The following is a 25,895-nucleotide window of genomic DNA, read 5'->3' as shown; positions in this document are numbered from 1 at the left end:
TATTTTAAATGACCTGATTCTCACATCCACTATCAATGACTTGTATGATGGCTTTGGGGTAAAATAATATAGAATCCACAAGAGCATTTCTTTGACATTTCAGAGATATATAACTTTTGGAAGGAGCCATTTTTATTGTTTTTCAATATTTCCATCGACAAGTTTGTAAATATGATCGCAAACTTGCCTCAACGGCGAGGTGAAATGAGAAGCAATAAAAATGGTTTTTCCTTTTTTTTGTATGTTCCGAATGATGTCAATCATCAAATGGACTCCCTCATTATCAATGCCATTGAATGGCTCATCAAGTACATAAAAATCAAATTCATCTAAGAGCAAAGCCGTCAGTGCTAATTTCTTTTTCATTCCAGTAGAGTAAGAAGAAGCATAAGCTTCGAGAGGAAGCTGAAAAACATTGACTTCTGCATAATTTACCTTATCTATCTTTCTTAAATCAGCTATGAATTTCAAATATTCTCTACCTGTAATCCATTCAAAAAAGAAAGGATCTGTAGGCAGAAAAGCAATGTTATTACGCTTCGCTTTATGGCCGTAGGAGATTTCTCCTTCATAAGCTTCTATCCCAGCAATACAAGACAAAAGTGTAGATTTACCCGCCCCATTTGCACCGACAATTCCATGAATACTATTTTCTTCAAAATCCACAGTCAAATCATTTAAAATCAAAGATTTTGAATAGCTTTTAGAAAGTTTTTTTAGCTTAATCATTTTTCATTAATCTACTTAAATTCTTTTCAGCTTGAAAATAAAAAACTGGAAATGTAAAAATAGAGATTGGAATAAGAACAACCGATAATCCAATAAACGCACCTTGGGAAATATTGATCTTGTTTGGAAATGCAATGTATTTGGCAAGAATCACAAAACATAAAAACAATAAACCAGAAAAATAGACCCAAATAATGTCTTTTAAATTTATAAAATTAGACCATATCAGAATGCTACATAATGGTAAAATCAACATGTTTGTCAAAAAAATTGACACACCTAACTTTCTCAATAAAAATGACCTAGGACTTCTTTTACTCAGCATGATATAGGAGGTATCTTCAATCTTTTCCGAGTAAAAAGTAGAAATTAAAGCAAATATTCCTAGGAATACCACCCATTCAACTTCTTGTCTAATTTCCTGATTGGAAAAAACAACAAATAGATAGGAGAATAGAATTAGAAAAAAATGTTGCCTGTACCCAATTTGAAACTCAAAAGGATAATTAAAAAATGGTGTGGGAAAACTTCGTGTTGGTCTAAATTTAGCTGTCAATAAAGCAACTAGCACTGAAATTAAGATTACTACCAAGCAGGCCAAACGATACCCATTCAAAAATAGGGCTAATAAAAACGGTACAGATACTATAAAATTCTCTAAGATCAGCATTTTCATGGCTTTATTGTATCCCATGAAAGCTTTTAAGAAAATCAATTTAGGGGTATTTGTCCGTCTCATGATGAGATAGGTGAAAATGAATATAACTAAGTATTGAGGGAAATAAAAAAAATTAAAAATAGAGTACGAAGCAAAAGAAAAAATCAAACCATACAAAGTCACCAAAAACAATAATTGATGACTTTTTTTAGAAATTCTTCTTGAGTTTGATAAATATAAAATTTGAAGATAATTCATATAGCATCAAGTGAGAAACGACTTATATGAAATCAATTTATATGAAAAATTTAAAATATAAAACTAAAATCACTTTTGAAATTTATTTTGAGTATTCCACTTTTACATCAATGGTTCAAAGATCAATCATTCATTAGTTAATTTCACGTGATTAATTGATTAATAAATGATGAAGAAATATCACCTGATGATGATCCTGCTTTTTTCGATTGGAATATTGCAGGCCCAAGATTACACCAGAAAAGGAAATTATGAACTAGCAGCGCGCTACTCTCCTGAAAAAGTAAAGAAAATGGTGTTCACTACCAAAGTAGATCCACATTGGCTTAAGAAGTCAGATAAATTTTGGTATACCTTCGAGACCACCAAAGGGAAAGAATGGTATATCGTAGATCCTGCTGCCAAGTCAAAGAAATCGTTTTTTGACAAAGACAAATTGGCTTCTGAAATCACTAAAATAGTCAAAGACCCTTTTGATGGACAAAACTTACCCATCACCAATCTCAAGTTTTTGGAAGATGAAAACACCATTGAGTTCAAAATTAAAAGCACTCAAGAAGTACTAAAAAAGGACTGGGATGAGATCAAAGAGAAAAACAAAAGTGCCAAGGATTCATTGGAAAAGAAAACTTATGTGTTCCGCTACAATCTTCAAAACCAACAACTCACTGAAATTAAAGACCCCGAAGAGGAAGCTAAGCGACTTGCGTGGGGTAGTATCTCCCCTGATTCATCTAGGGTGGTATATGCTAAAAATGACAATCTATTTTGGATGGACAAAACCAATTTTCTAAAGGCTGTAAAAGATGATAAAGATAGTACGATCGTGGAACATCAAATCACCACTGATGGAGAAAAAGACTATAGCTATGGAGGAGGAAGAGGCGAAGACAATGTAGAAGAAGAGAAAAACAAAGACAATAGAAAAAGGGCTGGAATATATTGGTCTGATGATAGCAAGCAATTTATCACTACAAGATCGGATGTAAGAAAAGTAAAAGATCTATGGGTAATACATCACACCAAAGATCCAAGACCTACTTTGGAAACTTACAAGTACGCTATGCCAGGTGAAAAAGAACAGCCAATTACTGACTTGATGCACTTCTCCTTTGATACAGAAGAATTAACCAAGCTAGAGATAAACACCTTCAAGGATCAAACAATAAGCCTCTACGCACAAACCAAACCTATTACTAGTAGAGATGATGACTTCTCTCCTACTATTTGGCTTGGAGATAAGGATAATTTCTATTTTTCTATTACTTCTAGAGACTTAAAGAAAGTAGATATAGTAAGATGGAATATTAAGGAAAGGAAAAAAGAAATCCTTATAGAAGAAAGAAGCAACACTTACATTGACCTGATCAAACCAGAACTGATCAATGGAGGTAATGAAATTCTACACTGGTCAGAAAGAGATGGATGGGGGCACTTTTATCTGTATGATAAATTTGGAAACCTAAAGCGTCAACTCACCTCAGGAGCTTTTCATACTGACCGAGTGGCAACAATTGACGAAAAGAGTAGAAATTTGTACTTTATTGCAAATGGAAGAGAACAAGGTGAAGACCCATATTATGAGCACCTCTACAAAGTTAGCTTAAACGGCGGCCCTATCACATTGGTAAATAGTGGAAACTACAACCATACCATCTCTATCAATGATAAAGGAACATATTTTGTAGACAATTATTCCAGAGTCAATACCGTACCTGCCTCAGCACTTTATGATGGAACTGGTAAGAAGATTATGGATTTGGAAGAAGCCGATTTTAGCTCATTGTTTGCCTCAGGTTACAAGTTTCCAGAGCCATTTACTTTCAAAGCTGATGATGGCATCACAGATTTGTATGGTGTGATGTACAAGCCCTTTGATTTTGATTCAGCCAAGGTATATCCTATCATCGAATATGTCTATCCAGGACCACAAACTGAAGCTGTCAATAAAGATTTTTCCTCGAGTATGGATCGGACAGACAGATTGGCTCAGTTTGGGTTTGTGGTAGTGACTTTAGGCAATAGAGGAGGACATCCTGCAAGATCAAAATGGTATCATAACTATGGTTATGGAAATCTGCGCGATTATGGATTAGCAGATAAAAAAGCAGCAATTGAGCAATTAGCAGATAGACACTCATTCATAGATAGAAATAAAGTAGGAATCCATGGCCACTCTGGAGGAGGCTTTATGTCTACAGCCGCCATGCTAGTATACCCTGAGGTTTTTAAAGTAGCTGTTTCTTCCGCTGGCAATCATGAAAATAATATTTACAACAGATGGTGGTCAGAAAAACATCATGGTGTGAAAGAACAAATCTCTCCAAAAGGTGACACTACTTTTGTCTATAAAGTAGAAAAAAACCCTGATTTGGCTTCAAATCTGAAAGGAAGATTATTACTGACTACAGGAGATGTAGACAACAACGTACACCCCGCTGGCACCATCAGAATGGCGAATGCTTTGATGAAAGCAAACAAAAGATTTGATCTCTTACTTTTGCCAGGTCAGCGACATGGCTATGGGGATATGACTGAATATTTCTTTTGGAAAATGGGGGATTATTTTGTTCAGCATTTGCTTGGAGATAATACCCCACCACCTGTAGATATGATTGAAGTTCAGCGTGAAAAAGCACTAACTAAATAACTTAATTCCAACGAAATAAAAAATCCTCAAAGTGAATTACACTTGAGGATTTTTTTACTTTCTAGCTAGGGATTTTAAGAAAAACTCCTAGACTTTAGAACCTTTCATTTAGCTCCGAAACATTTGAAGATTTAAGTCAGAAAATTCTTTTTGCTCAATAAACGGCTGACTTCTCAGCCTTTTTCCTGTGGCTGCAAATATAGCATTAGCAATCGCACCACCTGTAGGCGGCAAAGCTGGCTCTCCTAACCCAGTAGGTTCAAAACCACTATCTATATAATTCACATCTATATCAGGAACCTCCTTCATTCTGATCAATCGATAAGTATCAAAGTTCTTTTGCTTTGGTGAGCCATCTTCAAATACCAAATTACCAAACATGGCGTGTCCCATACCATCTACTATGCCCCCTCGTACTTGATGATTAGCACCAGTTGGATTTACTACTATCCCACAATCCGTAGAAGCGATGATTTTCTTAAGGAAAGGCTGTCCATTCACCATTTCGATGTTTGCCACTTGAGCTACATAGGATCTATGAGAAAAGTATACGGAAAACCCTTGCTTGACATTGTTATCTTTACCCCAATTGGATCTTTCTGCTGCATCTTTGATCACTCCTATCATTCTATCTACATCATAGTTGACCGCTCCTACAGGTGATGATTTTGCTTTTTCAAGTAAATCAAGCCTGAATTTCACGGGGTCTTTGTCTACTGCTAGGGCCACTTCATCCAAAAATGACTGCTCAGCATATGCTAAAAAATTTGTGATTGGGGCTCTCCAAGCATTTGTAGTGACGGTGGAGTCATAGTTGATATTCTCAATCAACACATTGGGAACTGCACCAGAAGGAAAATTATCTTGTCTGACTGAATTTCCGGCATTTAATCCAACTCCTCGAAGCTTGTAACCTATCATGTTCCCCCCTTCATCCAAAGCTGCCGAAAATCTGTACCTCACAGCTGGCCTATAAGCTCCGCCTATCATATCGTCTTCTCTCGTCCATGTGACTTTTACAGGGGCATTGATCCTCTTGGAGACTTCTACAGCGTCGATGACATAATCTGCCCTTAACCTTCTGCCAAAGCCACCGCCTAATCTAGTAATATCTACAGTTACATTCTCCTTGGGAATACCTAGCAATGCCGCAGTCTGCATACGCGCTGCATCCGGTGTCTGTGTAGGACCTATAAGCTCTACCTCTTCGCCTTTCACGTGAGCAAAGAAATTCATCGGCTCCATAGGGGCATGAGGCAAAAAAGGACATTGATATTCACTTGTTATTACCTTTGCTGCTGATGCAAATGCCTTGTCTACTTCTCCATCACTCCTCATCACCCTAGCGTCTCTACTATCTAGCAATTCCTTCATGATCCGATCATGGTCAGCAGTACTTTCTACATTCCCATCTGCTTCGTAAGTCACTTTGAGTCGCCTTTTAGCTTTGATGAGTGGCCAGGTAGATTTTCCTACTATCGCTACAAAATTATCATACTGTATCACATCGGTTACACCTTTCACAGCCTTTGCTTCACTATCATCTACTGACTTGATCTTTTTACCAAATGGAGGCCTTTGAATCATGGCATGCATCATTCCTTCCCTATAGAAGTCTAAGCCAAAAAGTGGTTTTCCCGTAACGATATCCTTATTATCGACATTCCGCACGGGTGTACCTATCAAGGTAAAGTCCTTTGGATCCTTAAGCAAAACCTCTTCTGGAGCCTGCAAGGCTGAAGCCGCTTCTACCAATTCACCGTAAGTAAGTTTCTTTCCAGATGATTTATGAATGACCACGCTTTTTTCGGCTGTAAGTGTAGCCTGATCCACATCGAGTTGCTTTGCTGCTGCTGCCAGTAGCAAGTATTTTGCAGTAGCACCAGCCTTTCTCAACCTTTCCCAAGAGTGAGGCATGGCACCTGAGCCCCCTGTAAGCTGTCTATCAAACTTATCTGTATCCAAAGGAGCTTGAAGAACCCTTACCTTTGACCAATCTGCATCCAACTCCTCAGCCACTACCATGGGAAATGAAGTCTTGATGTTTTGGCCTAATTCAGGATTTGGTGAATAGATTACGATGTCTCCATCTGGTGATATTGAAAGAAAACTATTAAAATTGTGAGCTTTATTGAGTACCTCTTCTATGGATAATACTTTTACTTTTGGAGAGTCACAACTAGACCAATAAAAGCCTATCAACAAGCCACCAGTTGCTGTAGCTGCAATTTTGAGAAAATCTCTTCGATTTGTTTTTGTGATATCAGCCATGATTATTTGGTTTTTGCAGCCAGGGCTACGGCTTCTCTAATTTTATGATATGTTCCACAGCGGCAGATATTTCTATTCATCCCTTCATCTATTTCATCCAGGCTTGGTTTTGGATTTTTTTTGAGTAGCGCTGCAGCACTCATGATTTGACCTGCCTGACAGTAGCCACATTGTGCTACATCTACTTCATCCCAGGCCTTCTGTACTGGATGATCTCCATCTTTGGAAAGCCCTTCAATGGTAGTTATTTTTTCATTTGCTACATCCGAGATAGGTTTTACACATGAAAAAGTAGGCTCCCCATTGACATGTACTGTGCATGCACCACATTGAGCTATACCACAAGCGTATTTTGTACCAACTAATCCCAGATGGTCTCTAAGAACCCAAAGTAAAGGTGTATCTTCATCCACATCTACTTCCATTTGCTTTCCATTGATTTGAAGATTGTAGTTTGCCATGATAATTTGATAATTTAGAAACTTAAGTTAATCAATCTTATAAGAAAAACTAATGAGCATTCTTCATTGTTAACAAAAACTTGATAAACTGCTTAATGACATGGTGAATGGCTGGCAATGAGAACACCTTTAAACACTTGATTGGCAATAAATTACTAGAAATTGAAATTGAAAAACCACAAAAAAGAAGTTGAAAATAAAGCTATAAATAAGAAACTGACTTATCTTTAAAATTTAGAACCAAATTCAATTAACATAACTATTAAACCTATTATGAGAAAAATTAAAGCGGCAATCGTTGGCACTGGTTTCATAGGTCCAGCGCATCTGGAAGCATTGAGAAGAATACCTAATGTAGAAGTCAAAGCATTGTGCGAAGTCAATATTGAGCTTGCCAAAGAAAAAGCTACTTTACTGGGAATTCCCCAAGCCTATACTTTTGAAGAGATGCTTAAGGATGAGGAAATTGATGTGGTACATATTTGTACGCCAAATTTTCTACACTTCTCTCAATCAAAAGCAGCTCTTCTTGCAGGAAAACATTTGGTCTGCGAAAAACCCTTAGCTACCAAAATTGAAGAGGCCGAAGAACTTGTTGCATTAGCTAAAGAAAAAGGACTTGTCAATGCAGTTCATTTTAACCTACGATACTATCCAATGGTGAGGCAAATGAAAACAATGAGAGAAAGTGGTGAGTTAGGTGATATATATAGTATCATGGGCTCTTATCTGCAAGATTGGCTGTTTTTACAGACTGATTACAATTGGAGACTGGAACCAGACAAATCTGGGGACTCTAGGGCTATTGCCGACATAGGTTCGCATCTTTTAGACTTGACAGAATACGTAACTGGACTAAAAATCACAGAAGTAATGGCTGATTTCTCCACTGTACACAAGACAAGGCTAAAGCCACTTAAAGCCATTGAAACTTATTCAGGTAAGATGCTCAATGCAGCAGATTATGAAGAAGTGGCCATCAATACAGAAGATCATGCTACTGTGATGCTTAGGTTTGACAATGGGAATAAGGGTTCTGTCACTGTATCTCAAGTGAATGCTGGTAGAAAAAACAGGCTAAACATAGAGATAGCTGGGTCGAAGTCAAATTTCGAGTGGTGCTCTGAGAAGCCAAATGAAATGTGGATAGGAAAGCGAGAAGTAGCCAATCAGCAACTGATGAAAGACCCTGCCCTATTTACGCCTGAGGCAGCCGGCTTGATCAGCTTTCCAGGTGGACACAATGAAGGATTTCCAGATACTTCCAAACAACTATTCAAAGAAGTTTATGCAGCTGTTTTGGATGGCAAGCAACCTGATCAGCCGACCTTCCCTACATTTGAAGATGGATTGAGAGAATTGCTGATTTGTGAGCGAATCATTGAAAGCCACAAAAAGCAAGCATGGGTGAAAATTTAGGAATTAGCAATTTATTTTAAATTCTTACATAACAATTTCCTTAAAACAAAATCATGAAAAAATCAATCTTTAACAAATTCAGCATGCTCACCATGTTATTGGTAGCAATCACATTCATTGCCACAGCGCAAGATGAAAAACCAAGCCCTGCTAAAACTGCTGAAGGAGAGGTCAATGGTAAAAAAATAACCATCAACTACAGCAGCCCTGCTGTAAAAGGCAGAAATATCTGGGGTGATCTAGTACCTTTTGGTCAAGTATGGAGAGCTGGCGCCAATGACGCCACTACAATTGAATTTGATAAAGATGTAAAAATTCAAGGTAAAGATCTTCCTGCTGGAAAATACACATTCTTCGTAATCCCAGGTGAAGTGGAATCTACTTTCATTTTCAATAAAGTAGAGAAGCAGTGGGGAGCTTATTCTTATGACCAAGGACAAGATGCCCTAAGGGTGAATGTGTCCTCAGAACAAACTTCTAAGCTTGAGGAACGTCTGGTGTACGAGGTGACAAACAATGGATTTGAAATCCGTTGGGAATATGGAAAAGCTTCTGCAAAAGTAGAATAGAATTAGCTTTACCAAAACTAAAAATCCGCTTACTATCCATTTTTGGGCAAGTAAGCGGATTTTTTTACTAGAAAACATTGACCAAACAGCCTAGCTAAAAAATTATTTCATTTTGAACTTTGATCCATTCCACATCGATTTACCAGTAAGAGATATCATTCCTCAAGTAAAAGACACGCTTAAAAATGAGAGTACACTTATCATTCAAGCACCTCCTGGCGCTGGTAAAAGCACTCTCCTTCCTTTGGCATTGCTTGAAGAAGATTATCTGAAAGGTAAGAAAATCATTATGCTTGAGCCTAGAAGACTGGCAACCAAGTCTATTGCTAGTAGAATGTCAGATTTACTGGGTGAGCCTTTAGGGAATACAGTGGGTTATAGAATTCGGTTTGAATCACGGATCAGTGCTCAGACGAGGCTTGAAGTAGTGACCGAAGGAATCCTCACAAGAATGCTTCACTCAGATAATGCTTTAGAAGATGTGGGATTGGTGATCTTTGATGAATTCCATGAACGAAATATTCACGCAGATGTAGCGATGGCACTATGCAGAGAAGCACAGCAGGTTTTGAGACCTGATTTGAAAATCATGGTGATGTCTGCTACTTTAGATATGCCACAATTGGCACATTTGCTTAAAGCTCCAGTTATCGAAAGTAAGGGGAAAATGTACCCTGTAGAGATCATTTATCAAGGGGATATTGATCCTTGGTTGCTGCCTGAAATGTCTGCAAAAGCGACAATCGAGGCAGTTTATAAGCATCATGGCGATGTTTTAGTGTTTTTGCCTGGTCAAGGAGAAATCAAAAAAACCGAAGCAATACTAAAAAAACAACTTCCGGACTTTTCTATTCATCCACTTTATGGTCAACTTTCTCCAAGTGCACAGTTTCAAGCCATCATGCCCAATAAACATGGTAAAAGAAAGGTAGTCTTATCGACTTCCATAGCTGAAACAAGTCTTACAATAGAAGGAATCACTATAGTAATAGATTCTGGATTTGGTAAAACCTCAAAATTTGACCCAAATTCAGGATTAAGTAAGTTAGAGACAATTAGAATCGCAAAAGATTCTGCTGATCAACGTGCAGGTAGAGCAGGTAGGTTGCAGCCTGGAACCTGCTACAGACTCTGGTCAAAAGCTACTCAAGCAAATCTTCAAAACTATAGAACACCAGAAATCTTGGAGGCAGATTTAGCTTTTATGGTATTGGATATGTATGCATGGGGAGTGAGCAATATCAGAGACTTGACTTGGCTGACACCACCGCCTCAGGGTACCATAGCTCAGGCAATAGAAATATTGACTCAGCTCAATGCAATAGCATTTGGCAAAATAACAGATCACGGAAAAAAAATTCACCATGTCCCTGCTCATCCGAGGATTGCGCATATGCTGGTCAATGCTAGAGATGAAAACAATATTTCCTTAGCTGCAGATGTTGCTGGAGTACTTGAGGAAAGAGATCCACTAGGTCAAGATGCAGGTGTAGATATCAATAAGCGAATCGAGGCTCTTAGAAGAGCGAGAAAAGAAGGGTTATCTATCAAAGGACTTAATAAAATTGAGAAAATTGCCTCAAACTACAGGAAAATCTTTGGAGCTAAGGAAGAAAATAACTTGCCCGATCCATTTGAAACTGGTGCAATGATAGCACTCGCCTATCCTGAAAGAATCGCCTATGCACGTCCCGGAAACAATGCTCAGTTCCAACTATCCAATGGAAGAATTGCCATGATTTCACATCGTGATGATTTGGCACAAGAATCATGGCTTGCTGTAGCTCATATTGATGCCAGAGATCATATGGGAAAGATTTTCTTAGCTTCTCAACTCAATCCAAAAGACCTCCTACCCTTTGTAAAAGAAACTAGAAAAGTACTCTGGGATAGTAGAAAAGGAGGGCTTATTGCTAGCATTGATTTAAGTATCGGTAGCATCGTATTGAAATCCACTCCGATCAAAGAGATAATGGAGGGGGATTTGGAAGAAGCATTGAGCAGTGCTTTGATCAAAGAAGGAGAGAGCTTATTAGATATCAACGAAAAAGTTGAAAACTTACAAGCAAGAATGGCTTCATTGAGAAATTGGAGACCCACTGAAAAATGGCCAGATTGGTCCACATCATCCATTATTGCAAGAAATAAGGAATTACTTGCTCCTTATTTTTCTACTATCAAAAGACCCGAAGATTTTAAGAAATTGGATCTCATTGAAATACTAAAAAGTAACCTTCCCTATGACACTTTACAAAAATTTGAAAATCTAGTGCCTGAAAAAATTGAAGTTCCAAGCGGCAGCAAACTGTTACTAGGATATAGTCAACATGGAGAATTACCCATTTTGGCAGTTAGATTACAAGAAGTTTTTGGATGGCTTGAAACACCAAAGATTAATGAAGGCAAAACCAGTATTATCCTTCATTTACTCTCTCCAGGGTTCAAACCAGTTCAAATCACAAGTGACCTCAATAGCTTTTGGACCAAAGCTTACTTTGAAGTTAAGAAAGATCTGAAAAGAAGGTATCCTAAGCATGCATGGCCCGAAAATCCCCTTGATGCTAAAGCCGTGAGAGGGATTCAAAAGAAAACTTGAAGTATAAGATGAAGAATTATAATTTGTAGATTTATCCTACTTGATTATTTATTCAAAAAGTGCTTTGATCTCTTCAAACATGGTCAATACTTCCTCTTTTTTTATCAAATAATCATCACTCTCCTTATCTACATTATTTTCATAATGACCCCAGTGCTTCTCAGCTTTTTTTAAAGTTCGTGGACTTAAGTCGAATTCCACGTAATCTAAGTAGTACTTAGCAAGTGTAGAGGATTTGAAATTTGAAAACAAGTAGATTCTCAGTAAGTCTACAAAGCGCTCACTTAAGTCAAATCCTTCTAGAGCCTGAACATACTGACCATTTCTATGTTTGTTTTTATGATGATGTATCAACTCTAGCAATGGTTCAATTGCCTTTTGATTATGCTCCATTTTGCTCAAAGCGCGAGCTGCCAAATAGGAATTGTCAATATCTTCTCCATTCAAAATTTCTATCAGCTTATCTAAGATTTCTTCTGTCCCGATTTCAGCCAATTGATCAGCATATGCATAAGCCTCATCTTCTGACTTATCGCACATTTTAATGAAGAGACTTTGTATTTTATTATCCATGCTTGATTATTTTCGTGTCCTACAAATATAAGGGCAATACTTCTACTCTGGTCAAATCACCTTACATGAAATCATATATCACTGATATTCAGTCTATAAAAAAATTAATTCCCCATATTCAAAACTTAAATTTTGAATATAAGTCAAGTAAACATCAAGTAAATTATTACATTGAAAATCAAAAAGCTATATCCATAAGACTTCCACTTTCATTGGCTTTTGATACAAATAGGAATCAAATTATTGACTGTGAATTCTTGAATTATATCTTGATAATGATAAGATCGGGAATTGCGACTGTCGGATATTTTGAAAATTTCGAAAATGAAAAACACATTGTATTTCGAGCCTATATGGTAAGAAAAAAGCAAGGAAAAAGTCAAATCAAACATTTAAAGACCAAAGGAAAATCTCGAGCAGGTTCTCGTGTCAGGTTACAAGAGACACTTGATTTTTTTGAGGACATCTCGAAAAGAATCAATGAACATTTCGAATCTCATAGAATAGACAGAATTGGAATTAGCTGTGCAGAAACGCTAATCCCCTATTTTTATGGAACAAAATCTCCTTTACCATTTGAAAAGCAAGATGAAAGAATATTCAAAATCCCCAAACATATCCAAAATCCAACTTATGAAGCATTGATTGATACAAACGAGTTTTTGAAAAAGGGTGAAGTCAAATTTTCCCCTGATGGTAAGGACTATTTGGAGCAAATGAATATGAACAATGATTCTGAAAGTAAAAAAGATCAAGATGACTGGTGACACTTTGGAATAGAAGTTGTTAATAAATGTTGATTTATTTTCCTTCTTTTCTGTAATAATTGTTTTGCAATTACAAAATGAAAGACGATAATATGTAGATTTGATATCTTCTTAAGAACCTATTTGTAATTGACAGGCAAAAAGAAAACTGAATGATTTTAGCCAAACTAATCTAATGATATTTTGAAAAACAGATTCATCCCCAGACTTTTCATAGTAAGTATTTCCTTATTAATAGTATTTCCTTTGCAGGCACAAAGATACGGTACTGCCGCAGGGTTGAGGTTAGGCTCAAACAACTACAGCAGAACTGTGGGTCTTACGGCTCAGCAGCGGATATTAAAACATGTCACAATCGAAGGAATTGTTCAGTCAGATTTCAGTCGAAACACTACAATGCACTTGTTATTGGAACAACATAAGCCAATAATATCCAAACGATTCAATTATTATTATGGACTAGGATATTCTTTTGGCTGGGAAGAAAGTCAGGTAAAAAATCCAGACACCAGAGAAATCATCACCACATATGGAAATGTTACCAATGGTGTCGATTTGATCGGTGGAGTAGAAATGACACTTTTGAACACCACCATTTCTCTGGATTATAAGCCAAACTTCAATATGTCTGGAAGACAGGAATTCTACAGAGGTCAAGTGGGGATTTCTGCAAGAACTGTCTTGGTAAAAAGTAAGACTCAAAATAAAAAGAAACGTCAAAGAGCCAGAGCAAAGCGCAAAAAAAACAGAACTCCATTTTTTGAGGGAATAAAAGAGCGGTTTGGCAGAAATTAAGTCCGTTTAAAAAATTCTCTGTTTTGGAGAGATTTTAATTGCTATTTTTAGGATAGAACTTCTTTTGAAACTTCGAGAACAAGTTTCAATGAAAATCGTCTATCTGCAATTACAATCCAATTCACTATGAAGAAAAAAATTTACTTTGTTTTAATCCTTGTTATATCTTTTGGTAAAATTTCAGCTCAAGAAAAGTCCATTTTAGAAAGACTCGATGAAATTGCTGTAATTGATCAAAAAGTAATGATGCCAATGCGAGATGGGGTGCGACTATCTACAGACATCTACAGACCGAAAGGTGATCAGCCTGTTCCGATTATTTTTTCAAGAACACCCTATAATTTCAATTCGTACAGAGACGGTGAATTGGTCACCCGAACCTTGCAATCTGCATTAGAAGCGGTAGAAAAAGGATATGCTTATGTAGTTCAAAATGAAAGAGGTAGATTCTTTTCGGAAGGAGATTGGGATATTTTAGGCACTCCATTGACTGATGGCTATGATGCGATGGACTGGATGTCTTCTCAGACTTGGAGCAATGGAAAAATCGGTACAATAGGCTGTTCTTCTACAGCTGAATGGCAAATGGCAGTAGCTGCACTGGATCATCCCGCTCACACAGCATTGATTCCTCAGGGTTTTGGAGCAGGTGTTGGAAGAATTGGGGATTACTACGAGCAAGGCAATTGGTACAGAGGTGGTGCTGGGCAGATGCTATTCACCACTTGGCTTTACAGTACACAGCATGACCCAATGGCACCAAGACTTCCAGAAGGAATAGCGCAGGAAGATCTTCAAAGGCTTCAAAAGTTCTACGATATGGCACCAAGATACCCTCGAGTAGACTGGAAAGAAGGTTTAAAACACTTACCTATTCAAGACATCATTAAAAATGTCAATGGTCCAAAAGGCATCTATGAAGAGATGATAACCAGAAAACCTAATGATCCAAAGTGGTATGAAGGTGGATTGTTTCATGATGATATGCCTTTTGAAAAACCAGGATTTTGGTTTGTATCTTGGTATGATGTAGCAAGCAGTCCTAACCTTGCGATGTATAATCACATCATCAAAAACGCAAAAAATCAAGCTACCAAAGACAATCAATATCTGGTCATAGCACCCACCCTACACTGTGCATTTACCAGAGCCACTGATGACACCATAGTTGGTGAAAGGTCTCTAGGTGATGCAAGATTAAACTACAATGAGCTTACCTATGCTTGGTTTGACTTTTGGCTAAAGCAAGATGATAACCAGGTAAAAAAAGATATGCCAAAAGTGCAATATTTTACCATGGGCTCAAATGTATGGCAATCTTCTGATACTTGGCCTCCCAAAGAAGCCAAAATGACTACTTTCTATCTAGATAGTAAAGGAAATGCCAACAGCAGACTTGGTGACGGTACTTTGACAAAGAGAAAACCCAACAAAGACAATCCAGATACCTTCACCTATGACCCAATGAACCCTGTGACCTCATATGGAGGAAATGTGTGCTGTACTGGAAATGCCATTCAGGGTGGATCTTGGGATCAGCAAGAGATAGAATTGAGAGAAGATATATTGGTCTATACCACAGAACCTTTGACAGAAGGAACAGAGGTGACAGGCTTTATTCAATCAAAACTTTACTTATCATCAGATGTAAGGGATACAGATTTGACTATAAAAATAATTGATGTGTATCCTGATGGAAGGGCTTACAACTTAGATGAAACTATTCAGCGAGTAAGATACAGAGAAGGCTATGAAAAAGAGGTGTTTATGGAAGAGGGCAATGTGTACGAGGTCAACCTTACCCCTATGTCCACATCCAATTATTTCAAAAAGGGGCATCGTATCAGAATAGAGATTACTTCTTCTAATTTCCCAAGATTTGATAGAAATATGAATACAGGGGGAAATACATATGATGAAACTAAAGGCATAATAGCTACAAACAAGATACATCATTCAAGCAAATACCCAAGTAGTATTACGCTTCCAATAGTTGGTAAATAATACATAAAAAAAGGCAATCATCTGGATTGCCTTTTTTTATACCTATAGAAGATAATTATTTAGATAATTTATCAACTTCAGATTTAGCTTTCTTCGCAAGTTTATCTACTTCCTGACTTGCCTCATCTACTTTTTTAGTGAGTCCATCGATGAAGCTATTCACCTTGCTGTTTACATCGTCAATGTATTCGCTGCCTTTTTTACCAAGTTTTTTCCTTGTGTTTACACCCTTATCTGGAGCTATCAAAATACCTACTTGTACACCGACAGCTGCACCTAATAGAGCGCCTAAAAGAAATTTTGTAGAACTCATGTCTTAAATTTTTTAAGTGAAAATAAAATTTTTAAATAGATTTTGAAATGTTCTTATTATTTCAAAATTCTACGATAAATCTAACGAAAACTATGCCACGATGTTCTTTTTTTAACGATTTTTTATTTAATGTTGCTTTTTATTACGATTGTTCGTACCGGATTTATAGGATCATTGGAAAAAATTGTAATATGCTTATGGTCAATTCCTTTTCTTCCAGAAGTATCAAAATTAAATTCTAGGCGTGTACTTCCATTAACTCCAATTTCATAATCGGCCAGACTCGCTTGAAGACAGTCACATGTAGTCGTTACTTTCCTTATCTCCAATGGCTCACCACCAATATTTGAAATTTGAATTGACTTTTTGACATTTTGACCAGACCTGACCTCTCTTAAGTCAAGGTCAATTTCATTAATTCCTATCCTAGGTACTTCAAGTTCCTTAGTTTTGGGCACTGGTTCGAAGTATTCAAAAAGATTTGCTATCAAATTCAACCTAATCGGATCTGATATGGTGTTAAATTGAAAAAGTACATGATCATTCACAAAACCGAAATCATTTCTTTCCAATCCATTGTATTCTAAAACCAGTATTCCTCTTGAATTTGGAGCTATTGCTTCTGGAGATAGCTTTGTAGAGATAAAATCTTTTACTACTTCTAACTCGTGCCCCTCTAATCTCAATGTATCTCTACCAAAGTTGAAAATTTCAATCATCTTTGTTTTTGGCTCATTGGTGTATACATTTCCCATATTGATCACAGGAAGTCTGAGTCCTATAGTTCCATATTTATGAGAATAAGCAGCTTCCACATCTTCCGGCATAGTTACGTTCACACCTCTGAAATATAGCGTATCACCATAGATATCCTGATTAGTCCTTACGATGATCATTTTGGTGAAAGGACCTCCTAGATAGTCTGGCTCATAGCTTACTTTGATACTACTTACTTTACTTTTTGGGATAGAATCGCGGTCAAACGCTGTTGCGGTGCAGCCACAATCTGTAATCACATCTGTAATGACAATAGGAGAATCAGTTTGATTTAAGCCTAAAAACTCAACTTCCACGGTACCATTTTCCTGAAGTATTGTTCCTACATCAATGATTCTATTTTCCCAAAACATTAAATTCCGATTAATATCTTGAGCGATAGACACTTTGCTAAATCCAAAGCAAAACAAACAGATTAGTAACCTAAACATAGAGATTTTCATATGGACAAATAACGTCAAAAATCGAGCGAAATCTACCCATATTTAATTAATTTGCGTCAAAATTTTAAATAAATGGCAAGAGTACTCACAGGAATACAAAGTTCAGGCAGACCACACTTAGGTAATATACTAGGTGCGATCATGCCTGCTATAGCTTTGACAAAAAAAGAACAAGGAGAATCATATATTTTTATTGCAGACATGCACTCACTGACCACTATCAAAGATGGTGAATTGAGAAAAATGAACACCCGTGCGGTTGCTGCGGCGTGGCTTGCTTTTGGATTGGATATAGACAAAACGGTTTTTTACAGACAATCTCAAATTCCAGAGGTTACAGAATTGACCTGGTACTTGAGTTGCTTTACTCCTTACCCAATGTTGGCCAATGCCCATAGTTTCAAAGACAAATCAGATAGATTAGCAGATGTAAATGCAGGTTTATTCACTTATCCTGTACTCATGGCTGCTGATATTTTGATGTATAGTGCAGACCTTGTTCCTGTGGGAAAGGATCAGCTTCAGCACTTAGAAATCACCCGAGACATAGCCAGTACATTCAATAGGATCGTGGAGGAAGAAATGCTTACTATCCCAGAGGCAAGGATAAGTGAGTCTGTGAAAATCATTCCTGGTACAGACGGTCAAAAGATGAGTAAATCATATAATAATATCATTGATATTTTTCTTCCTGAAAAGCAGTTGAAGAAAAATATCAATACTATCATAACTGACAGTACCCCCCTAGAAGAGCCAAAAGATCCTGACACATGCAATGTTTTCAAGTTGTACAGTCTTGTAGCTAATCAAGAAGAGACACTTGCTTTGAGAGAGAAATACTTGGCGGGTAATTTCGGATATGGTCATGCTAAAACAGCATTTTTGGAGTTGATTTTAGCAAAATTCAGCAAAGAAAGGGAGGCATTTGATCATTATATGTCAAATCCAGAAATACTCGACTCAAAACTTGCTGAAGGTGAAATCAGGGCGAAAGCTGAGGCACAAAAAATCTTATCAGCTGTAAGACAAAAGCTAGGCTTTTGATAAATTAAAAACCATAGCTGATGATGTTCTAAAACCTACATCAGCTATGGTCATATATTTTTTGACTATCTGCTACTAGTCAAGATGTGCAAATTCAAATAAATACTAGATTTTTTATCAATCAATCTTCACCAGTTACTTATTCTTTAATTGATTAATATCATTCAAAATTATCTAAATCTCAAAAGCAATTTGTATTGTCTGAAATCTAGATACTTTGGAGATATAGTTATGTATTGTTCAATACTTTATCTTGCTCTCCACAAATCTTTCAATGATACTCCGTTGATCTGCATTACAAATCTACATGGGTTCGGAATCAGGACAATTCTTACATCCTGATTTTCAAATTGATCAGATTCTACTGGAACTCCCTGAGGCCCTTTGACTTCATATGAAACTGTTCCATTTGCATCCGGTAGCATAGGTACATAAGCATTGGCTAGATAGGCAGAAGGAAGCAGGACATCATTATCAGACTTAAGCTTCTTATAAATTTTCTCTAATTCAGCTTCTAACACATCACCATAATCCTCATTGAAGTCATCTTCCAAATCATGTAGCTCCTCTTCGATATCATCATACCTTTCATCAGCATAGGTGATTTTACTCAATGCAATTCTTTTCTCCACAATTGCCGTCAGGTCTTGGTCAAGTTTGTTTAAATCCATTAATTCTTGTTGTTTTCTAATCTTGATACGAAGTTATTGAATAACAAAAGGCTTTCCAATTTTGAAACTATATAATGTAGGTATATGCCTTGATTTTTTCAAACAAATTAGCCTGCTATCGATTCAGATTAGGCATGAAAACCAAAAATCTTCTATTCCAATAGCAGGCTAAATATTGACGAACTTCTAGACGTCACTCATGAGAAGTTTCTTAGGATGATCATTACTTTACCTTCAATTTCTCCTCGTGCATTTCTTTAATCTTCCTTCGAAGTATTTTACCTACATTGGTCTTTGGCAGTTCTTCTGCAAAATGAACCTCTCTAGGCACTTTATAATTGGTAAGGTTTTCTCTACAGAAAGCTATCAATTCCTCAGCACTGACTGACTTGTCTTTTGGTACTACATAAGCGACAACTTTCTCGGTGGATTTATCATCTGGCATTCCTATTACTCCTACTTCGAGGACTTTTTGATGTGAAGCGATTACATTTTCGACTTCATTTGGATACACGTTGAATCCCGAAACAAGAATCATTTCTTTCTTTCGATCTACAATTTTCACAAAGCCATCTTCATCTATCACCGCTATGTCTCCTGATTTGAACCACTCACCTTCCATTACTTTTTCTGTTTCATCAGCCCTATTCCAATAGCCTTTCATGATTTGAGGCCCCTTGATGCATAGTTCTCCTTTTTGGCCTACTCCAAGCTCATTCCCATCATCATCTATCACTTTGATATCAGTCTGAGGTAGAGGTATTCCTATCGTACCAATTCTTTCTGTTCCATCGATCGGGTTACAAGTAGCAACAGGTGATGTCTCTGTAAGCCCATAGCCTTCTGCCAAAGGCGTTCCTGTGACTTTTACCCATTTTTCAGCAGTTGCTTTTTGTACAGCCATACCACCACCTACTGCAATTTTTAAGGATGAAAAGTCTAAGCTGGCAAATGCAGCTTGATTAAGTAATCCATTGAAAAGTGTATTGACTCCTGTGAAAACGGTAAACTTATGTTTACCTAATTCTTTGATAAAACCTGGCATATCTCTAGGATTGGTAATCAATACATTATGTGCGCCGATTTTCATCATGGCAAGGCAATTCACTGTCAATGCAAATATGTGATACAAAGGCAAGGCTGTGATTACTATTTCTTCATTCTCTTTAAGTTTAGGCTTCATCCAAGCAGAAATCTGCTGCATGTTTGCCACAATATTACCATGAGTCAACTCAGCTCCTTTTGAAACTCCCGTAGTCCCTCCTGTGTATTGTAGGTAAGCTGTGTCTTTTAAAGTCAGCGTCTCTTTCTTGAAACCATTTCCTTTGGCTGTCGACATCACTTGCTTCCACTTGATCGCATGAGGAAGATCATATGCAGGCACCATCTTCTTCACATACTTCACGACTAAATTTACTATGCAGCCCTTTATCCCTCCTAACATATCTCCTAACTCGGTTATGATCACATGCTTGGCGGGTATATCTTTCCTTATTTTTTGAAGATTTGATGCGAAATTGGCTAAAATAACAATCGCATCAGCTCCAGCATCTGTAAACTGATGCTTCATTTCACTAGCTGTATAGAGCGGGTTAGTATTCACCACTATCATACCTGCCCTCAAAACTCCAAACATCGCCACTGGATATTGCAAACAATTGGGCATTTGTATGGCGACCCTATCCCCTTTTTTCATTTTTAGATTATTCTGAAGGTAGGAGGCAAATACTTTCGAATAAGTATCTACTTGATTGAAAGTTATGGTCTTGCCCATACATTCATAGGCTACTGCATCCCCATACTTTTTTACACTTTCTTCAAAAAGGTCTACAACTGAAGAATAAGCTTGTACATCTATTTCCTTATCTACTGCTGAAGGATAAAATTTGAACCATGGAAAATCTTGCATGAATAATATCTATTTTGGGTTAACAATAGTTTAACGGTATTTAATATTGTTCTGTTTATCGTCTTATTCTTAAAAAAGAAATTAACGGTTTTGTATAATTTTAAATCGGGGAGTAAAATACATGAATTATGCTTGATTCCAAACTTTGAAATACACCATTCTTAAGGTCAAAAGGATGTTTAAATTTCAAGAAGAAATTTAAACTGATTGAATTTACAATTTATTTTAACACTTTTCTTGCGATAAGTTCTTTCATAATTTCATTGGTACCGGCATAGATACGCTGAACACGCGCGTCTGCATAAGCTCTAGCTACTGGATACTCCCACATATAGCCATATCCCCCGTGTAACTGTACACATTCATCAGCTACTTCACATTGGAGTTCCGTCATGGAGTATTTTGCTGCGGATGCCATGGCTGAGTCTACTTTTTTATCATTATGAAGCATGACCAATTGGTCTAAATATATCCTTGCCATTTCAAGTTTTGCAGACATTTCGGCAATTTTGAATCTTGTGTTTTGAAAATCAGCTATAGTTTTGCCAAATGCCGGTCTTTGCTTTACATACTCCACAGTGGCATAAAAGGTACTCTCTGCAAGCGCTAATGCGGCTAATGCAACTACGAGACGTTCTTGAGCGAGTTCTGTCATTAAATATTTAAATCCTTCACCTACATTGCCAAGAAGATTTGATTTGGGAACTTTTACATCTTCAAAAAAAAGCTCACAAGTATCCTGGGCATGTAAACCAACTTTTTCGAAAGGCACGCCCTTTGAAAATCCCTCCATTTTTGAATCAACCAGAAAAAGACTAATTCCTTTGGCTCCTAAGGTCGGATCTGTCTTGGCAGCCACGACGACCAGATCACACAAATATCCATTGGTAATGAATGTCTTGGTACCATTGATAATGTAATGATCACCTTTGTCTATCGCTGTGGCTTTGATATTTTGGAGGTCACTGCCAGCTCCAGGTTCGGTCATGGCAACTGCTGAGATCATCTCACCTGAGATGAGCTGAGGGATATAATTCTGCTTTGCTTCTTCTGTACCATAATGTAAAATGTATGGAAAAACAATTTCCGAATGAAGTGGATATCCTATCGCTGGTCCTGAGCACCCACTAAGACCGAGTTCTTCTATAAATAGAGCCGCATACCTGAAATCCTCCAAACCTAATCCTCCATAAGATTCAGGTGCGCTCATACATAGGAAACCGTTATCTCCCAATGCTTTCCAAGATGATTTGGAAACCATCTTTTGTTTTTCCCATTCTGAATTGTAGGGTTTGATTTCTTTTTCGATAAAATCTCTGACTGATTGCCTGAACATTTGATGTTCATCATCAAAAATCGTCCTTGGTATACTTTGCATTCTCTATTGGGTTTATATCAATACAATTTGTTGTTTTTTAAAGAAAACTTAGCGTTTTCAATATACCAATATACGGTGTTTCTACAAACTGATGCCTCAAAACGACATTTTTATTTGAAATTCACTGGAATTGAAATTTCAAAGATCAAGAGATAATAATACATGAAAAAAGGGATCATTTTGGATCCCTCTTTCTTTATAAATGATTTTTTCTCTTAATCCCAAGCTTTTCTTGGTAGTTTTTGTTCTCTTTGTGCGGTATTGTACACCATAGCAGCTACAATGATTGCTGCTTGGGTCATGTCTCCTTGCTGCATTCTTTCATAAAGATCCATATTGGTGTGATAACCCCTACCGTAATCTATCGGATCTTGAATAAATTGAAATCCTGGAACACCAACTGCATCAAATGCTACGTGATCCGTGGAACCAGTATTCCTTCTAGTAATAGTTTTAGCTCCCATTTCATGAAATGGTTCAAACCACTTTTCAAAAATTGGTACCAGTTGATCATTGCCTTCCAAATAGATACCTCTTATTTTGCCAGATCCATTATCCACGTTATAATAAGCAGATATTTTGTCCCACTCTCCTTTTTTATCTTTCGATAGTCTATCAGCCACATACTTTTGAACATACCCTCTAGAGCCAAATAGTCCCTGCTCTTCCTCTCCCCAAAGTGCAATTCTAATAGTTCTCTTTGGTTGGACTCCAATGGTTTTCAATATTCTGATGGCCTCCATCATTACTACCACCCCAGCGGCATTGTCATTGGCTCCTGTACCTGCATGCCAACTATCAAGGTGAGCACCTAGCATCACGAGCTCTGGTTTCAAAGTCTTGTCAGTACCTGGAATCTCTGCAAGGACATTGTACCCTTTGTAGTCATCATCAAGCCATTCTACTTCTATTTCTGCATCAATACTTACTTTTTGACCATTCTTGATCAATCGCTCTATCCTTCCAAAATGCTCTAAAGCTATTTCCATCTCTGGTATGGTTTTCTTCTTATCAGTGCTAAATGAACCAGCCCTAGTATGAAAAACAGTACCAAAATTACCTCTAGTCCCTGTCAACCTCAAAGCTATTCCCTCTTGCAAAAGAAAATCGTTCACTTTTGCATCTAGCTCTCTTTGTAGTCTCATTGTCTCCAGCTGCTGTGGTGTCCATCTACCACCTTGAGCACCTACAGTTACGGATTTTCTTGCTTCCAAATCCTCATCAGTCAACCTCTTTGCTTCTGCTTCAAAAGCAGGTGAGGTAGATAAAGTCGTGGGGACGATAATCACTTTACCAGAAAGCTTTCCTTTGTATTTTGCGATATCAGACTCGCTTTGAATATCAACTAATATCACTTCTGAAGAAATCAAACCATCTGTACCATCTGTCCAAGCTTTGGGATGACCTATGATAGACGCATAATAGGGATCTTTCATGGCTATATATGACTTCTTCACATCCCAACCTCTTCCAAAATCTCCATATGAATCTATCTTCACATTCTCCAATCCCCACTCTTTGAATTTTTCGGCTGTCCATTCTCTTGATCTTCGAAGATTGGTCGATCCTGATAGTCTTGGTCCCATGAGGTCTGTAAGGTGAAAAGATAAATCTTGAATTTGAGAATTTCTCATGCCTTCGTTTTTTATCTTATAGATTACTTCCAAGTCAATTTTCTCTTGCGCATAAGCGAAACTTGACCAAACAAATAAGGCAAAAAGCAATAATTTAAACTGGTTTTTGAACTGCATTTCTATCGTTGTTTTAAATTTGATTTATCAAATTGAACTCTGACATCCTTAGCTTTTCTCTTAATAGATCCTATTTTTAAACTGATTTTAAACAAGGAAAAAGAGGTAAATTTTGATGAATGATTCAAAACTCGAAGCCGAAGATCTCTTTCCAAAATTGTAGAAAAAAAATTACTTGAAATAACCGCTAATGTAAATGTCGTTAATTAGAGAATGCGTAAAGTCTTCTAGAAGCCATCTATTATTTACTTGATCTACAACTTCTAGTGCAAAAACAGTTATTCTCAAAAGAAAAATATTTCATTGAGCGAAAAAAAATAGGCAATCAAAATCTCTCTTGATTGCCTATTTCTCGGATTTATATTTCATAGCTCACAGCGCTAGGGTTTTGAATCTTCCCTTGGCATCTTCTAACTCCATAGTAAAGCCATTAGTATTTAATTTTTGGAAATTGTATATCTTTTGAAATCCTCCTTCCTCATTTATATACTCTTTAAAGACTACCTGTCCTCGAGCATCTTTGATTTTCACAAGAAGTCCAGGGATCTCAAGACCAACAACAGATAACCTAATTTTGTTGTCATCTATAGGTTTGAAGGAAGCCATTAAGGGCAATGCCATTGGCTCTGAATTAGAAATTTTGATATCATATTTCGTCTTTCCGACCACATGCCTTTTCTCCAAACTAGCAATCTCTACATGATAAGTACCTTCTGGCAAATTAGATAGATTGAAAGGTACTTTGGTATTTTCTTCTATAAAGTATACTTGCTGATGAATCGTTTTCCCTTGTGGGTTAGAGATCACTACCCTAACCTTACCTAGTGTTTCATCAAGTGAAAGTGTAAAAGACTTACCATTCACTTTGACTTTAGATGCCGCACTTACATTTACAATTCCCTCATTTGCCATGCTTGCAATACTCATTGAAAGTACCATAGCCAGTGTCATTAATGTTTTCATAATAGCTGTATTTTTTGGTTTGTTTGATACCATACTATATCCAGCATTTGTACCAAAAAAATCAGCTATGCTAGAATTTAAATATCCCTAACCATTTGAATTACTATAAATTACAAATTATCAACTAAAAATTAAAAAATATTTTCGATAAAACTGTACTATTTTCATAACACCCTATTGTCCACTTGTATCGATGTGATACAATTATGTAAATAATCCTTTCAAATCAAGTTCTCGAAGAGGTTGCATACCTTAGGGTAAATTAAGAAAACTTAATTTTACTTTATTTTCCAAAATCTATCTAAATGAAAAAAAAGAAGACTGGACCTGTACGCAAATGTACAAACCCAGTCTAAAAACGAACGATCAATTGAGTAATCTATGAACCTATCAATTTTGACTTTAAGTGCTTCACTCTTTGATTTATCGAAAGATCCTGTATGTCCAAGTCCTCTGAGGTAGCTTTGAGAAATTCCAAAACGGCACCTTTGTGCTCAGTAGACATGCCATCCTTGATGGTGACATACCTCATTGTCGTCCAAAGTAAGGTTTTTAGCTCTCTCTGTGTATCGTCAGTCATATAGTACTCGACCAAAACAGTATTATGATTATACCACAGTATTCTACTCCTGATTCTGATCCATTCACCAACCTTGGCAGGTCTTACATAAGCAATATTGTGATTGTAAACCACCCAAGCCGCATTGTATTTTTTAATAAAATCAATCATTTCAACGCCATAGAGTTTTGGAACTTGATCTTCTCGTGCATTGAAAAAATAATCAAAATACTTTGCATTGTTGAGGTGCTGAAGTGGATCACAGTCCTGAAACCTTACGACAACTCTGCTTTCTGTTTCTTTTGGGTAATGCTTCTCTTGATTGTATTCGAACATC

General features: G+C 37.0%; 21 protein-coding genes. 8 read left to right on the top strand and 13 right to left on the bottom strand.

The window, feature by feature from the left end; all coding sequences use genetic code 11:
* Positions 1 to 132 precede the first annotated feature (132 nt).
* Together MM214_RS00185 and MM214_RS00180 are read right to left on the bottom strand one after the other, a co-directional pair.
* Positions 133 to 729 (bottom strand): ATP-binding cassette domain-containing protein, encoded by a 597-nt coding sequence (locus MM214_RS00185; RefSeq protein ID WP_241290680.1) that lies wholly within the window; start codon positions 727 to 729, stop codon positions 133 to 135.
* Complete coding sequence (locus MM214_RS00180) at positions 722 to 1,468, bottom strand: hypothetical protein (RefSeq protein ID WP_241290678.1); 747 nt, start codon at positions 1,466 to 1,468, stop codon at positions 722 to 724. The genes MM214_RS00185 and MM214_RS00180 overlap by 8 nt, the downstream gene beginning before the upstream one ends.
* A gap of 346 nt (positions 1,469 to 1,814) precedes the next feature.
* On the opposite strand from MM214_RS00180, the gene MM214_RS00175 reads away from it, so the two are divergent.
* Complete coding sequence (locus tag MM214_RS00175; protein ID WP_241291230.1) at positions 1,815 to 4,295, top strand: S9 family peptidase; 2,481 nt, start codon at positions 1,815 to 1,817, stop codon at positions 4,293 to 4,295.
* A gap of 108 nt (positions 4,296 to 4,403) precedes the next feature.
* Here MM214_RS00175 and MM214_RS00170 read toward each other — a convergent pair whose 3' ends face one another.
* Positions 4,404 to 6,566, bottom strand: coding sequence for a xanthine dehydrogenase family protein molybdopterin-binding subunit (locus MM214_RS00170; protein ID WP_241290676.1), 2,163 nt, complete (start codon positions 6,564 to 6,566; stop codon positions 4,404 to 4,406).
* A 2-nt stretch (positions 6,567 to 6,568) separates the two neighbouring features.
* Positions 6,569 to 7,027, bottom strand: coding sequence for a (2Fe-2S)-binding protein (locus tag MM214_RS00165; RefSeq protein WP_241290674.1), 459 nt, complete (start codon positions 7,025 to 7,027; stop codon positions 6,569 to 6,571).
* 273 nt (positions 7,028 to 7,300) lie between these two features.
* Between MM214_RS00165 and MM214_RS00160 the strand changes: the two genes are divergently transcribed.
* The 3 genes from MM214_RS00160 to hrpB all read left to right on the top strand — a co-directional run bounded on the left by MM214_RS00160 (position 7,301) and on the right by hrpB (position 11,611).
* Positions 7,301 to 8,446: a Gfo/Idh/MocA family protein gene (locus MM214_RS00160; RefSeq protein WP_241290672.1), complete on the top strand. Its 1,146-nt coding sequence runs from the start codon at positions 7,301 to 7,303 to the stop codon at positions 8,444 to 8,446.
* A gap of 53 nt (positions 8,447 to 8,499) precedes the next feature.
* Entirely contained in the window at positions 8,500 to 9,015 is a 516-nt protein-coding gene (locus MM214_RS00155) for a DUF2911 domain-containing protein (protein WP_241290670.1), read from the top strand.
* 112 nt (positions 9,016 to 9,127) lie between these two features.
* Positions 9,128 to 11,611, top strand: coding sequence for an ATP-dependent helicase HrpB (gene hrpB, locus MM214_RS00150; protein WP_241290669.1), 2,484 nt, complete (start codon positions 9,128 to 9,130; stop codon positions 11,609 to 11,611).
* Positions 11,612 to 11,659: 48 nt separating this feature from the next.
* Here hrpB and MM214_RS00145 read toward each other — a convergent pair whose 3' ends face one another.
* Entirely contained in the window at positions 11,660 to 12,184 is a 525-nt protein-coding gene (locus MM214_RS00145; RefSeq protein ID WP_241290668.1) for a HEAT repeat domain-containing protein, read from the bottom strand.
* Positions 12,185 to 12,249: 65 nt separating this feature from the next.
* Here MM214_RS00145 and MM214_RS00140 point away from each other — a divergent pair, with 65 nt between their 5' ends.
* The 3 genes from MM214_RS00140 to MM214_RS00130 all read left to right on the top strand — a co-directional run bounded on the left by MM214_RS00140 (position 12,250) and on the right by MM214_RS00130 (position 15,750).
* On the top strand, positions 12,250 to 12,951 hold the full coding sequence (locus tag MM214_RS00140) for a hypothetical protein (RefSeq protein ID WP_241290666.1): 702 nt from the start codon (positions 12,250 to 12,252) through the stop codon (positions 12,949 to 12,951).
* Positions 12,952 to 13,134: 183 nt separating this feature from the next.
* Entirely contained in the window at positions 13,135 to 13,746 is a 612-nt protein-coding gene (locus MM214_RS00135; protein ID WP_241290665.1) for a hypothetical protein, read from the top strand.
* 126 nt (positions 13,747 to 13,872) lie between these two features.
* Positions 13,873 to 15,750: a CocE/NonD family hydrolase gene (locus MM214_RS00130; protein ID WP_241290664.1), complete on the top strand. Its 1,878-nt coding sequence runs from the start codon at positions 13,873 to 13,875 to the stop codon at positions 15,748 to 15,750.
* A 55-nt stretch (positions 15,751 to 15,805) separates the two neighbouring features.
* Here MM214_RS00130 and MM214_RS00125 read toward each other — a convergent pair whose 3' ends face one another.
* Entirely contained in the window at positions 15,806 to 16,063 is a 258-nt protein-coding gene (locus MM214_RS00125; RefSeq protein ID WP_241290663.1) for a YtxH domain-containing protein, read from the bottom strand.
* A gap of 122 nt (positions 16,064 to 16,185) precedes the next feature.
* Positions 16,186 to 17,193 carry a DUF1573 domain-containing protein gene (locus MM214_RS00120; RefSeq protein WP_241290662.1) on the bottom strand — a complete coding sequence of 336 codons (1,008 nt, stop codon included), beginning with the start codon at positions 17,191 to 17,193 and terminating at the stop codon, positions 16,186 to 16,188.
* 162 nt (positions 17,194 to 17,355) lie between these two features.
* On the opposite strand from MM214_RS00120, the gene trpS reads away from it, so the two are divergent.
* Positions 17,356 to 18,327, top strand: a complete 972-nt coding sequence (gene trpS, locus MM214_RS00115; RefSeq protein WP_241290661.1) for a tryptophan--tRNA ligase — start codon at positions 17,356 to 17,358, stop codon at positions 18,325 to 18,327.
* A gap of 248 nt (positions 18,328 to 18,575) precedes the next feature.
* On the opposite strand, the gene MM214_RS00110 is transcribed toward trpS, so the two are convergent.
* The 6 genes from MM214_RS00110 to MM214_RS00085 form a co-directional block, all read right to left on the bottom strand.
* The gene (locus MM214_RS00110) at positions 18,576 to 18,998 is read right to left on the bottom strand and encodes a hypothetical protein (RefSeq protein WP_241290660.1); all 423 of its coding nucleotides are present in this window, start codon (positions 18,996 to 18,998) and stop codon (positions 18,576 to 18,578) included.
* 223 nt (positions 18,999 to 19,221) lie between these two features.
* The gene (locus tag MM214_RS00105) at positions 19,222 to 20,907 is read right to left on the bottom strand and encodes an AMP-binding protein (RefSeq protein WP_241290658.1); all 1,686 of its coding nucleotides are present in this window, start codon (positions 20,905 to 20,907) and stop codon (positions 19,222 to 19,224) included.
* 220 nt (positions 20,908 to 21,127) lie between these two features.
* Positions 21,128 to 22,285, bottom strand: coding sequence for an acyl-CoA dehydrogenase family protein (locus MM214_RS00100; protein ID WP_241290657.1), 1,158 nt, complete (start codon positions 22,283 to 22,285; stop codon positions 21,128 to 21,130).
* A gap of 215 nt (positions 22,286 to 22,500) precedes the next feature.
* Positions 22,501 to 24,036 carry a M20/M25/M40 family metallo-hydrolase gene (locus MM214_RS00095; protein WP_241290654.1) on the bottom strand — a complete coding sequence of 512 codons (1,536 nt, stop codon included), beginning with the start codon at positions 24,034 to 24,036 and terminating at the stop codon, positions 22,501 to 22,503.
* 372 nt (positions 24,037 to 24,408) lie between these two features.
* Positions 24,409 to 24,999: a DUF3244 domain-containing protein gene (locus tag MM214_RS00090; RefSeq protein WP_241290653.1), complete on the bottom strand. Its 591-nt coding sequence runs from the start codon at positions 24,997 to 24,999 to the stop codon at positions 24,409 to 24,411.
* Positions 25,000 to 25,378: 379 nt separating this feature from the next.
* Positions 25,379 to 25,894: an acyl-CoA thioesterase gene (locus MM214_RS00085; protein ID WP_241290651.1), complete on the bottom strand. Its 516-nt coding sequence runs from the start codon at positions 25,892 to 25,894 to the stop codon at positions 25,379 to 25,381.
* Position 25,895 lies beyond the last annotated feature (1 nt).

The organism is Belliella kenyensis (assembly GCF_022549675.1).
Classification (GTDB): Bacteria; Bacteroidota; Bacteroidia; order Cytophagales; family Cyclobacteriaceae; genus Belliella; species Belliella kenyensis.
This window is presented reverse-complemented; position numbering and strand designations above follow the sequence as displayed.